This window comes from Azospirillum sp. VT-I1 (assembly GCF_055698305.1).
In genome coordinates, this window is the sequence record NZ_CP168802.1 from 721,797 (window position 1) to 734,322 (window position 12,526).

The 12,526-nt window shown below is 67.6% G+C and carries 11 protein-coding genes; 3 read left to right on the forward strand and 8 right to left on the reverse strand.

The window, feature by feature from the left end:
* Position 1: 1 nt before the first annotated feature.
* From AB8P05_RS17220 to AB8P05_RS17255, 8 genes are all read right to left on the reverse strand, one after another.
* Positions 2-835 carry a universal stress protein gene (locus tag AB8P05_RS17220; RefSeq protein ID WP_472759500.1) on the reverse strand — a complete coding sequence of 278 codons (834 nt, stop codon included), beginning with the start codon at positions 833-835 and terminating at the stop codon, positions 2-4.
* Positions 836-861: 26 nt separating this feature from the next.
* The gene (locus AB8P05_RS17225; RefSeq protein ID WP_472759501.1) at positions 862-1,551 is read right to left on the reverse strand and encodes a TerC family protein; all 690 of its coding nucleotides are present in this window, start codon (positions 1,549-1,551) and stop codon (positions 862-864) included.
* A gap of 60 nt (positions 1,552-1,611) precedes the next feature.
* Complete coding sequence (locus AB8P05_RS17230; protein ID WP_472759502.1) at positions 1,612-3,132, reverse strand: tripartite tricarboxylate transporter permease; 1,521 nt, start codon at positions 3,130-3,132, stop codon at positions 1,612-1,614.
* A gap of 27 nt (positions 3,133-3,159) precedes the next feature.
* Positions 3,160-3,642 carry a tripartite tricarboxylate transporter TctB family protein gene (locus tag AB8P05_RS17235; protein WP_472759503.1) on the reverse strand — a complete coding sequence of 161 codons (483 nt, stop codon included), beginning with the start codon at positions 3,640-3,642 and terminating at the stop codon, positions 3,160-3,162.
* 63 nt (positions 3,643-3,705) lie between these two features.
* Positions 3,706-4,683 carry a Bug family tripartite tricarboxylate transporter substrate binding protein gene (locus tag AB8P05_RS17240; RefSeq protein ID WP_472759504.1) on the reverse strand — a complete coding sequence of 326 codons (978 nt, stop codon included), beginning with the start codon at positions 4,681-4,683 and terminating at the stop codon, positions 3,706-3,708.
* Positions 4,684-4,731: 48 nt separating this feature from the next.
* Positions 4,732-5,703 carry a tripartite tricarboxylate transporter substrate binding protein gene (locus AB8P05_RS17245; protein WP_472759505.1) on the reverse strand — a complete coding sequence of 324 codons (972 nt, stop codon included), beginning with the start codon at positions 5,701-5,703 and terminating at the stop codon, positions 4,732-4,734.
* A 452-nt stretch (positions 5,704-6,155) separates the two neighbouring features.
* Positions 6,156-7,850 carry a methyl-accepting chemotaxis protein gene (locus AB8P05_RS17250; protein ID WP_472759506.1) on the reverse strand — a complete coding sequence of 565 codons (1,695 nt, stop codon included), beginning with the start codon at positions 7,848-7,850 and terminating at the stop codon, positions 6,156-6,158.
* 280 nt (positions 7,851-8,130) lie between these two features.
* On the reverse strand, positions 8,131-9,084 hold the full coding sequence (locus AB8P05_RS17255) for a LysR substrate-binding domain-containing protein (RefSeq protein WP_472759507.1): 954 nt from the start codon (positions 9,082-9,084) through the stop codon (positions 8,131-8,133).
* 308 nt (positions 9,085-9,392) lie between these two features.
* Here AB8P05_RS17255 and AB8P05_RS17260 point away from each other — a divergent pair, with 308 nt between their 5' ends.
* Genes AB8P05_RS17260 through AB8P05_RS17270 form a run of 3 tightly spaced genes read left to right on the forward strand, consistent with a single transcriptional unit; the run spans position 9,393 to position 12,415 of the window.
* Complete coding sequence (locus AB8P05_RS17260; RefSeq protein WP_472759508.1) at positions 9,393-10,709, forward strand: CitMHS family transporter; 1,317 nt, start codon at positions 9,393-9,395, stop codon at positions 10,707-10,709.
* 46 nt (positions 10,710-10,755) lie between these two features.
* Positions 10,756-12,099 (forward strand): acyclic terpene utilization AtuA family protein, encoded by a 1,344-nt coding sequence (locus tag AB8P05_RS17265; RefSeq protein WP_472759509.1) that lies wholly within the window; start codon positions 10,756-10,758, stop codon positions 12,097-12,099.
* Between the two features lies 1 nt (position 12,100).
* Positions 12,101-12,415: an AtuA-related protein gene (locus tag AB8P05_RS17270; protein ID WP_472759510.1), complete on the forward strand. Its 315-nt coding sequence runs from the start codon at positions 12,101-12,103 to the stop codon at positions 12,413-12,415.
* Positions 12,416-12,526: the final 111 nt, after the last annotated feature.

Below are 12,526 nucleotides of genomic sequence, written 5' to 3' on the forward strand. Positions count from 1 at the left end.
CTCAATGGGCCATCAGGATCGGCAGGGTAGGCGGTTCGCGCAGGATGTCGAGCGTCACGCCGCCCCACACCCGCTCACGGACGCGGCTGTGCCCGTAGCCTCCCATCACCAGCAGGTCGCAGCCCAGCGACTGGGCGTTCTCCAGCAGCGCCCGGCTGACGCCCTGGCCGGAGGACACGGCGATGCGCTGGACGGCGGCGACGATGCCGTGCAGGGCGAGATACTGCGTCAGCCGCTCCGGATCGGCGGAGCGGCTCTCCTGCGGCGTGTCGGTGGACAGCACGACGACCTTGCCGGCCCTGTGCAAGAAGGGGACGGCCGACGCGACCGCGCGGGCCGCCGCCGCACCGCCGTCCCAGGCGACCGCGACCGTGTCGCCGAGTGTCGCCGGCTCCGCCTTCGGTGCCAGTAGGAGCGGCCGCCCGGAGCCGAACAGCGCCGCCTCGATCACCGGACCCATGGCGTTGGTGCCGTCGGACGCCTGGGCGATCACGGCGATGTCGACCAGCCGCGCCTCTTCCGACACGGTTTCCGCCAGCGGGCCGGTCGCCTGCTGCCAGGAGGCGGCGACGCCGCCATGACGGCCGCGGAACTCGTCGAACAGATGGTGGGCGGCGTCCACCACCTCCGCCTGTTCGGCCTGCCCGATGCGGATCAGCTGCTCCACCAGCGCCTTGGGGATGGCGGCGCTTTCGATGGAGGTGCGGATTTCGACCTGCGGCATGACGCTGAGCCCCTCGACATGGGCGCCGAAGCGGTCGGCGACCAGGAAGGCGGAGGCGACGGCGCGGCGGTCCAGCGGACGGCCGGTGAGGGGGACGAGAACCTTCTTCATGGCGTGTTCTCCGTACGGGGACCGGCTTACAGGATCACGGCGGTGTGGCGAAGAACCTCCTGGCTGCCGCGCCAGATCATGTCGATGGCGACATAGGTGATGATGAGCAGGCCGACCCAGCCGATCCAGCGGTGCTTGTGCAGCAGATGCGCGATCATGTTCGCCGCCGCTCCCATCAGGACGACAGACAGGATCAGGCCGATGACCAGGATGGTCGGGTGGTCCTTGGCGGCGCCGGCCACCGCCAGCACATTGTCGAGCGACATCGACACGTCGGCGACGACGATCTGCCAGATGGCGGCGCCCACCGTGGTGCCGGCCGCGGCAGCCGCGGCGGCGGTGCCCACGGCGGCCCCCGAGCCGGCGGCCGTATCGGGAGCGACATCGGGCGCGGCCATCGCCTCGTCGGGGGCGACCTCGTCGGTGCCGTGGGAGCGCAGCTCGCGGAACATCTTCCAGCACACCCACAGCAGCAGCACGCCGCCGGCCAGCGTCAGGCCGATGATGGCGAGAAGCTGTGCCGTGATGAGGGCGAAGAAGATGCGCAGCCCGATGGCGGCGGCGATGCCCCAGAAGATGACCTTCTTACGCTGGGCCATCGGCACCGCTGCGGCGGCCATGCCGACGACGATGGCGTTGTCGCCGGCAAGCACGAGATCGATCGCGACGACCTGCCCCAGCGCCACGAGCTGCGGCCAGAGATCGAGGGAATCCATGAACAGGGTCCTTCCGGAATTCAGAACAGAGAAAACACTGAGTCGATCAAACCGCCCGGATCAAACCGCGGACGTCTTGCCGGAATGGTCCGGTGCGGCTGCGGCGGCACGGCGGCGCATCAGCATCGGCCCGACCACCAGCAGCACGGCGATGGCGAGCAGCGCCGCGGAGATCGGGTGGGTGATGAAGACGGTGGCGTCGCCCTGGCTGATGGCGAGCGCGCGGCGGAACTGCTGTTCGGCCAGCGGCCCCAGGATCAGCCCGACGACGCAGGGGGCAACCGGCACGTTCAGCACCCGCATGCCGAAGCCGACCAGCCCGATCACCCACAGGATGACCAGATCGATCACGTTGTTGTTCAGCGTGTAGGCGCCCAGCGAGGAAAACACCAGGATGCCGGCATAGAGCCAGGGACGCGGGATGACCAGCAGCTTCACCCACATCCCCACCAGCGGCAGGTTCAGCAGAAGCAGCAGGACATTGCCGACATACAGGCTGGCGATCATGCCCCAGACCAGTTCCGGGTTGCTGTCGAACAGCGTCGGGCCGGGCTGCAGGCCATATTGCTGGAAGGCAGCCAGCATGATCGCCGCCGTGGCCGAGGTCGGCAGGCCGAGCGACAGCAGCGGCGCCAGCACGCCGGCGGCCGACGCGTTGTTGGCGGCCTCCGGCCCGGCCACCGCCTCGATGGCGCCGTGGCCGAACTCCTCCGGCTTCTTCGACAGACGCTTTTCGACCAGATAGGACAGGAAGGTCGGGATCTCGCTGCCGCCGGCCGGCAGGGTGCCGATGGGGAAACCCAGCAGGGTGCCGCGCAGCCACGGCTTCCAGGAGCGCGACCAGTCCTCCCGGCTCATCCATTTGGAGCCCTTGAGCGCATAGACCTCCTCCCGCTCGAAGCGGAAGCGCGAGGCGACGTAGAGCGTCTCGCCCACCGCGAACAGCCCGACCGCGACGACGACGGTGTCGATGCCGTCCAGCAGCTCCGGAACGCCGAAGGCCAGCCGCGCCTGACCGGTCTGCATGTCGATGCCGACCAGCCCCAAAGCCAGCCCGAGGAACAGGCTGCCCAGCCCGCGCGCCAGCGAGTTGCCCAGCACCGCGGTGACGGTGGTCAGCGCCAGCACCATCAGGGCGAAATACTCCGCCGGCCCGAACAGCAGCGCCATCTTCACCATCAGCGGCGCCACGAAGGTCAGGGCCGCGGTGGCGATGGTGCCGGCGATGAAGGAGCCGATGGCGGCGGTGGCGAGCGCCTGGGCGCCGCGGCCCTGCCGGGCCATGGCATGGCCGTCGATGGCGGTGACGATGCTGCCGGATTCGCCCGGCGCGTTCAGCAGGATCGAGGTGGTGGAGCCGCCATACATGGCGCCGTAATAGATGCCGGCGAACATGATGAAGGCGGAAGTCGGCTCCAGATGGTAGGTGACCGGCAGCAGCAGCGCCACGGTGAGCGCCGGGCCGATGCCGGGCAGGACGCCGACCGCCGTGCCCACGGTGACCCCGATGGCCGACCACAGCAGGTTGTAGGGCGTCAGTGCCACGAGAAAGCCGTGGCCGAGCGCGGCGAGGGTGTCCATGGATGCGTTTCCTTCCCGAAAGGACGCTTATTCGGCCGGCAGGAACCACTCGCCGACGGTTCCGATCGGCAGGTTCAGGTCGAGGCCATAGTTGAAGACCACGAAGGTCGCGCCGGCGAGCAGCAGCCCCAGCAGGGCATTCAGCACATAGCGCCGGTTGCCGAAGGCGCGCGCCACCGCGACGAACAGCAGGGCGGCGGACGGAATCCAGCCGAGATGTTCGATCAGCAGGAACTGGGCGGCCAGCCCGGCCGCGACCAGCACCACCGCACGCAGGTCCAGCTCCAGCCCGCCTTCATGGGCGATGTGGCCGGCGAAGGCCTCGCGCAGCAGCGACAGGGCGACCAGCATCAGCCCGGCCGAGATCAGATAGGGGAACAGGGCGGGTCCGACGACGCCGCGGCCGGCGGACGGGGTCAACATGGTTTCGACGGCGATCAGCGCACCCAGGGCGAACAGTCCGCCGCCGAGCAAGGCTTCGCCGATCCGCAAACTGCGGCCAGTGGTCATCGCATCCTCCCGGTTTCTATTCAACGGCCGGCGGACGCCCAGGGGCGCCCGCCGGAACCGCCCTTACTTGGTTACGCCGATGTCCTTCAGCGTTCCTTCGATGCGGGCGCGGTCTTCCTTCAGGAAGGCGGCGAACTGGTCGGCGGGCTGGTACTGGTCGATCCAGCCGCGCTGCTTCAGGATGTCCTGCCATTCGGGGCTGGCGACCGCCTTGGCGACGGCCTCCTGAAGCTCCTTCATTTCGGCAGGCTTGGCGTTTGCCTGGGCGAAGATGCCGCGCCAGTTGACGAATTCGAGATTGACCCCCTGCTCCTTCAGGGTCGGGGTGTCGGTGCCCGGCAGGCGCTGCGGCGCGGAGACGGCGATGGCGCGCAGCTTTCCGGCCTGGAACTGCGGCGCGAACTCGTTGTAGCCGCCCATGCCCAGCGTGACGTGGCCGCCCAGCGCCGAGGCCAGCAGTTCGCCGCCGCCGGCGGTGGCGACATAGTTGACCTTGGCCGGATCGACGCCGACGGCCTTGGCGATCAGCCCGGCGAGGATCTGGTCGCTGCCGCCGGCCGACCCGCCGCCCCACGACACCGAACCGGGATCGGCCTTGAACTTCTGCAGCAGGTCGCCGAAGGACTTGATGGGCGAGTCGGCCGGCACGACGATGGCGGTGTATTCGCCGGTCAGCCGGGCCAGCGGCGCCACCTGATCGAGCGTGACCGCCGACTTGTTGGTGACGATGGCGCCCAGCATGATCTGGCCGCCGACCAGGATGGCGGGGTTGCGCTTCTTGGCGGTGACGAACTGCGCCAGCCCGATGGTGCCGCCGGCGCCGGGGATGTTGGCGACCTGGACGCCAGAGGCCAGCTTCTGGTTCTGCAGCACCTGCTGGAGCGTGCGCGCATGCTGGTCCCAGCCACCGCCGGGGCTGGCGGGGGCGATGATCTCCAGCCCCTTCAGCTCGGCCAGCGACGGGGTGGCGGTGACGGTGCCGGCGATCAGGGCGGCGGCGGTGAACAGGCCCTTGAACAGGGTGGCGCGACGGGTGCCCATGGGGATCCTCCTGGTGTTTCTTGTTGATGAGACGCGTTACTCGATCCGTTACTTGACGAGTCCGAGGTCGGTCAGGACGCCCCCGATCCGGCTGCGCTCCTCCTTGAGGAAGGCGGCGAAACGGTCGGCCGGCAGGTAGAGGTCGATCCAGCCGCGCTCCTTGGCGATCTGCTTCCATTCGTCGGTCTTGACCATCGCGCCGACGGCCTCGTCCATCGCCTTCAGTTCGTCCGCCTTCAGGTTGGCCGGCGCCATCACGGCGCGCCAGTTCACCAGTTCCACATCGACGCCCTGTTCCTTGAAGGTCGGGATGTCGATGCCGGGGACGCGCTGCGGTGCTGAAATGGCGAGCGCGCGCAGTTTTCCGGCCTGGAGCTGCGAGGCCATCTCGTTGTAGCCGCCGGTGGCGACGGTGATGTGGCCGCCCAGGATCGACGCCATCATCTCGCCGCCGGCCCCGGCCGCGATGTAGTTCATCTTGCTGACGTCGCCGCCCGCTGCCTTGACGATCAGGGCGTAGAGGATGTGGTCGGGGCTGCCGACGGCGAATCCGCCCCAGGACACCGAGCCGGGATCCGCCTTGAACTTCCGGATCAGGTCGTCGAGCGTCTTGATCGGCGAATCCGCGGCGACGACGATCGGCTGATATTCGCCGGTCAGGCGGCCCAGCGGCGTCACCTGATCCAGCGTCACCGGCGACTTGTTGATCAGGATGGCGCCGATCATGCCGAGGCCGCTGATCATCATGCCGGGATTGCGCTTCTTCGACGTGACGAACTGGCTGAGCCCGATGGTGCCGCCGGCGCCGGGGATGTTGACCACCTGGACGCCGGACGCCAGCTTGTGGTTCTGCATCACCTGCTGCATCGCGCGGGCATGCTGGTCGTAACCGCCGCCGGGATTGGCCGGGGCGATGATCTCCACCGATTTCAACTCGGCCGAAGCCGGCACGGTGAAGGACAGGGTGGCGAACGCCACGGCTGCAGCGGCGGCCAGCTTGGCCGGAATGCCGAACTTCATGAGACCCCTCCCGACTGACGGTATTCTTGTGGATTTATCGTTTGTTGGATTGGCGGGGCGCCTGTGCCCCGCTGCCGGCAGGCTCCTGACGACGCCGGTCCGGAGGCGGCAGGTCGGACAGGATCATGGAACCGCCGGCCCCCGCCCCGTGCGCAGCCCCATGGAAGGGCCGTCCGGTGGTGGGCTCGTCGTCTGCCGGCGGCCGTCCGGCGGTCTGATTCGCCATGGCGCTTCTCCCCAGGAACAATTCGCGGTGAAGATTATTTAACAGACCAACCTGTCATGAACCTGTCAGCCATTGAGGGGATCCGCGAAATATCCGGACAGACCGCAATTGTCCGCGTTCGGCCGGCGGATTCCGCCGAGGGAGTCCGGAAAGAAAAAGCCCGCGCGGCCATGGGCTTGCGCGGGCGTATCGATCTGCCGGAACCGTCCGGCCGGCCTGAAATCCGTCAGCCGGTTCGGACCTGCGACAGGAAGCGTCCCACCTCCTCACGCAGGCTGTCGGTCTGGACGGACAGCTGCCGGACATTCTCCAGCACTTCGTAGGCGACCTTGCCGTTTCGCTCGGCCGCGCTGTTCACGCCGCCGATGCTGGTCGAAACCTCGTGGCTTCCCTGGGCGGCCTGCTGGATGTTGCGGCTGATCTCCCGGGTCGCGGCACCCTGCTGTTCGACCGCCGACGCGATGGAGGTCGCCACGTCGTTGACCCGGCTGATGACCTTGGCGACGCCCTTGATCTCCAGGACGGCCTGGCTGGTCTCGTTCTGGATGCTCGCGACCTGGGCCGCGATCTCGTCGGTGGCCTTGGCGGTCTGGTTGGCCAGCGCCTTCACCTCCTGAGCGACGACGGCGAAGCCCTTGCCGGCCTCCCCGGCGCGGGCGGCCTCGATGGTGGCGTTGAGCGCCAGCAGGTTGGTCTGGCTGGCGATGGAGTTGATGAGCCCGACCACCGCCCCGATCCGCTCGACGGCGCTTGCCAGTCCTTCGACCTTGCCGTTGGCCCGTTCGGCGCTCTCCACCGCCTCGCGGGCGATCTGGGCCGACTCGCCGACCTGCCGGCTGATCTCGCCGATGGAGCTGGTCAGTTCCTCCGTCGCCGCGGCGACGGTCTGGACGTTGGCGGAGGTCTGGCCGGTGGCGCTGGCGACAGCGGCGGTCAGCCTGCCGGTCTCGTCCGCGGCGCGCGTCATGTTCTGGGCGCGCTCCTCGATCCCGTCCGCCTCCTTGACGACGTCGTGGATCAGGTTGCCGACGGTCTGCTCGAAGCCGCTGGCCAGGGCGGTCATCGCCTCCCGCTTTTCCGCGGCGCTGCGTTCGGCCTGCTCGGCGTGGCTGGCCTCCAGTTCGGCCTTGGCCAGCGCGTTCTCCTTGAAGACCTGCAGCGCCTGGGCCATGCCGCCGATCTCGTTGCGGCGGGCCGCCTCGGGGAAGGTGACGCCGAGGTCGCCGGCGGCGAGCGCCGTCATCTTGTCCCGCAGCCGGTGCAGCGAGCGGACGATCTCGCGGTTGATCAGGAAGGCGATCAGAACCAGACCGCAGATCAGCGCCGCCGCGACCATGCCCAGCTCCACCAGGAACTCGTGGTAGGCGGCATCGATGTCGTCGGTGTAGACGCCGGAGCCGACGATCAGGCCCAGCGGCTGGTAACGCTGCACATAGTTGGTCTTCAGCAGGGGAAGGTCGGACCCCAGCTTCGGCCAGACATAATGGATGACGGCGTTGTCCTGCGTCCGCAGCGTCTCCACGATCTCGCGGACGAAGTATTTGCCCGCCTTGTCCTGAAGCTGCATCCGGTCCGTGCCGACTGCCTTGTGGTTCGACGGGTTGGCGACGGCGATGCCGTTCAGGTCGTAGGCGAACAGATAGTCGGCCCCGTCATGGTAGGACATGGCGTGGACCGCGTTGCGGAAGCGGGAGAGCGCCTCGTCGCGGGTGATCGCGTGCGCCTCCACCTCGGCGTTCAGCCCCTTCGCCAGACCGACGGCCAGCTCCACCGCGGAGCGGATGGTGTCGATCCGGTCGTCGACCATGCGGGTGTGGGTGGAGCTGGTGCTGATGGCGATTACGACGGCGGGCGCCAGCACCGAGAGTGCGACGAGAAGGGACAGCTTCACCCGGATCGTCAGATTTTCCAGGATCTTCATGGCGTGGTGTTTCCTTGGCTGAAGGAGCGGCCGCCGCAGCCAGATCCAACGCAGTCAGATCCAAATTCCCGGACAATCGGGAGGGCCACCGTTCGTGCGCCGCTGCCGATCGCCGTTACTATACCAACGAAAGGGGTATTTGAAATCGAATTACCGGATTACAGTAATAGGAACCGGTTATCGGAACGCGGTCCTGCAACAGCTGTCCTTGCCGCAGGTATAGGCGCAATTTCGCATAATTTCTATATACAGCGATCTCCAGGTAATTTGTAGAGCGGAATCAATCTCCATTGGAGGCTTCGCGCTTTTTTGCCTTCATTCCCGAACTGGCGAAGTGCGCAAGCGGTTCCCAGGACAGCTCCTTCAAAAGCTCCACGAAGCGCTCCGCCGCAGGGGAAAGCGACCGGTTGCTTTTCCGGATCAGGCCGATCCTGCGGGTCAGGCCGGGGGTTCGGATCGGCTCGACCCGGATCCCTTCGCAGGATGCCGCGTCGATGGCGGATTCCGGAAGCACCGACACGCCCAGCCCCGCGCGCACCATCCCCACCGCCGTCGACATGTAGTTCGCCTCGCAGGTGATGCTGACCTCCAGCCCTTCCTTTTCCAGGGCCCGCTCGACCAGGGTCCGCACGCTGGTGCCCCGCGCGCTCAGGATCAGCGGGTAGGCGGCGATGTCCTTCAGCAGCAGGGGCTGCCGGCCGGCAAGGGGATGGTCCTGCGGCAGGAAGGCGCACATCCGGTCGGACAGGAAATCGGTGATCTCGACGTCCCGGTCCGGCCCGACCCGGCTGCCGATCCCGAAATCCACCTCCTCCGCCTTGACCAGCTTGATGATGTGCTCGGCCACCACATCCTGGACCTTCACGTCGATGTTGGGATGGTCGGTCATGAACCGGCGGATGGCGGTCGGCAGCAGGCCGGCGGCGACCGACGGCAGCGTCGCGATGGACACCGCGCCGCGTCGGAGCCCGGCCAGATCCTGGCTGGCGCTCATCACCGCGTCCAGTTCGCTGAGGACGCGCTGCAGGGCCGGCAACAGGTCGCGGCCCGCCTGGGTCAGCACGACCTGCCGCTTGTTGCGGTCGAACAGCCGGACGCCCAGGGAGGTTTCCAGCTGCCGGATCTGCACGGTCAGCGCCGGCTGCGACACGTTGACCTCCGCCGCCGCCCGCGTGAAGCTGCCGAGCCGCGCCACGGCGACGAAGGCCTTGATGTGCCTGACTCCCTGGAGCATGCCGGGCCTCTCATAAAAGAAACGGATTACCGTGATATAACAAATTCATTTCCCTAATCTGATTGTGGGTTCGTACCATGTCAATCACGGACGCTGGTCCGATGCGGAACGACGGGTCGGCAAAGCCGTAGGCCGCTCCTGCACCGGACCGCACACCGGCAAGAGACAAGACCCTGGACGACAGGTTCCGGACGCGAGTCCGGAAACGGGAGTGGTGTGCCGGACGCGTCCCGACGACGCCTCTGACGAGGCGAAAGCCCAGACCCAAGAAGAGCAAAAAACAATAACCCGACCCTAGCGGAGGTCCCATGCTCGCGTTACTCGGATTGGCCACCATCCTCGTGCTGCTGGTGGTCATCATGTCCAACAGGATGTCGCCCCTGGTGGCGCTGATCGCCATACCGATCATCGCCGCCCTGGTCGGCGGCTTCGGCCTCGGCACGAGCAAGTTCATCATCGACGGCATCCGGGCGATTGCGCCGACCGCCGGCATGTTCGTCTTCGCCATCATCTTCTTCGGCATCGTCACCGACGCCGGCATGATGGATCCGATCATCGACCGCATCCTGCGCGTGGTCGGTACCAAGCCGGCGCGGATCACCGTCGGCGCTACGCTGCTGGCTCTGCTGATCCATCTCGACGGTTCGGGTGCCGTCTGCTTCCTCATCACCATTCCGGCGATGCTGCCGCTGTTCGAACGGCTCGGCATGGACAAGCGCATCCTGGCGCTGTGCGTGTCGATGGCGGCCGGCGTGAACTTCCTGCCCTGGACGGGTCCGATGATCCGCTCCGCCGCGGCGCTCAAGGTGCCGGTGACCGACATCTTCAACCCGCTGATCCCGGTGCAGGCCGTCGGTCTGGTGTTCATCTTCGCCGTCGCCTACCTGCTCGGCAAACGCGAGGAGCGCCGCCTCGGCCTGAGCGGAGCCGCTCTTGCCGCGGGCGATGCGACGGCGGTCGGCCCGGCCCCGCGGGTGCTGACGCCGGAACAGCTCAAGATCCGCCGTCCCAAGCTGTTCTGGGTCAACCTGATCCTGACCCTCTCCATCATGGGCGTCATGATCGAAGGGCTGGTCGATCCGGTGGTGATGTTCATGGTCGGCACCGTGCTGGCGCTGATGATCAACTACCCCGACGTCAAGATGCAGAAGGACCGGGTGGACGCGCACGCCAAGGCGGCGCTGATGATGGCGAGCATCCTCCTGGCGGCCGGCGTGTTCACCGGCATCATGGGGGGCACCAAGATGCTGACCGCCATGGCGCAGTCCGCCGTCGCCTTCGTCCCGCCGGAGATGGCGCAGCACATCCCCTTCGCGCTCGGCATCATCTCCATGCCGCTGAGCCTGCTGTTCGACCCTGACTCCTTCTACTTCGGCATGATGCCGGTCATCGCCGAGGTCTATAAGACGCTGGGCGGCGACCCGATCCAGATCGCACAGGCGTCGGTGCTGGGCCAGATGACGGTCGGCTTCCCGGTCAGCCCGCTCACCCCCGCCACCTTCCTCGTGGTCGGCCTGTGCGGCATCGGCCTGGGCGAGCACCAGAAATTCTCCATCCCCTTCCTCTTCGCGGCCTCGGTGGTCATGACCATCACCGCCGCACTCATCGGTGTCATTCCCTTCTGATCGCCATCCCTTCCGGTCGCCATCGGATCGGGAACAGGAGCAAACCATGAAAACGATACGCATCGGATCGGGCGCCGGCTATTCGGGCGACCGCATCGAACCGGCGGTCGAGCTGGCCGAAAAGGGCGAAATCCAGTATCTCGTCTTCGAATGCCTGGCCGAACGCACCATCGCCATCGCGCAGGGCGCCAAGCTGAAGGATCCGTCCAAGGGCTACGACCCGCTGCTGGCCGACCGCATGCAGGCGGTGCTGGGGCTGTGCCACGCCAAGGGCATCCGGATCATCACCAACATGGGGGCGGCCAACCCCGCCGCCGCCGCGGCCAGGACGCGGGAGATCGCGCAGTCGCTCGGCCTCCACGGACTGAAGATCGCCGCCGTCAGCGGCGACGACGTGCTGGCCGAGCTGAAGTCCGGCGGCCACCGCATCGAAGAGACCGGCGCGCCGGTCTCCTCCATGGCGGACAAGCTGGTGTCGGCCAACGCCTATCTCGGTGCCGCCCCCATCGTCGCGGCGCTGAAGGCCGGCGCCGACGTGGTCATCACCGGGCGGGTCGCCGACCCGGCCCTGTTCCTCGCCCCGCAGATCGCCGAGTTCGGCTGGGCGATGGACGATTGGGACCGGCTGGGCAAGGGCACGGTCGTCGGCCATCTGCTGGAATGCGCGGGACAAGTCACCGGCGGCTATTTCGCCGACCCCGGCGTGAAGGACGTGGCGGCACTGGCCCGGCTCGGCTTCCCCATCGCCGAAGTGTCGGAGGATGGCGGCGCGGTCATCACCAAAGTGGCCGGCTCCGGCGGGGCGGTGACCACCGCGACCTGCAAGGAGCAGATGCTCTATGAAATCCACGATCCGGCCACCTACTACACCCCGGACGTGATCGCCGACTTCTCGCGCGTCACCTTCGTTCAGGAGGCACCGGACCGCGTGCGGGTCGCCGGCGCCACCGGGCGGGCCCGGCCGGAAACGCTGAAGGTCTCGGTCGGCTATCTCGACAGCTACATCGGCGAAGGGCAGATGTCCTACGCCGGTCCCGGTGCGCTCGCCCGCGGCCGGCTGGCGCTGGAGATCGTGCGCGAACGCCTTGCGCTGACCGGGGTGAAGGCCACCGAACTGCGCTTCGACCTGATCGGCGTGAACTCCATCCATGGCGAGGCGCTGTCCACCGCCGACGGGCGGGAGCCCTACGAGGTCCGCGTCCGCGTGGTCGGCCGCACCGACAGCCTGAAGGAGGCGGTGCGCATCGGCAACGAGGTGGAGACACTCTACACCAACGGACCGGCCAGCGGCGGCGGCGCCACCAAATCGGCGAAGGACGTGGTCGCCATGCTGTCGGCCCTGCTGCCCCGCGGACTGGCGAAGCCCGCCATCGAGTATGTGGAGGCCTGACATGAAGCTCCGTGACATTGCCCATTCCCGCACCGGCGACAAGGGCGACATCTCCAACATCTCCGTCATCGCCTTCGACGAGGCGGACTATCCGCTGATCGAGGCCGCCGTCACGCCCGAGCGCGTGAAGGAGCTGTTCCGCGAAGTGGTGCATGGCGAGGTGGTGCGCTACGCGCTGCCCGGCATCGGCGCGCTGAATTTCGTGATGCAGAAGGCCCTCGGCGGCGGCGTCACCCGGTCGCTGGCGCTCGACGCCCACGGCAAGTGCCTGGCGTCGGCGCTGCTCGACCTCGAGATTCCCGACCGCGCGTCCTGAGCCCGTCCGGCGGGGGGCGGGGGTTCGTCCGCCGTCCCCGCTGCCGGAGCGCCTTTCAAATCCTGAAAAACCATCACCCTGCACGCCGGCCCCCGCATCGCCGCGGAGGCC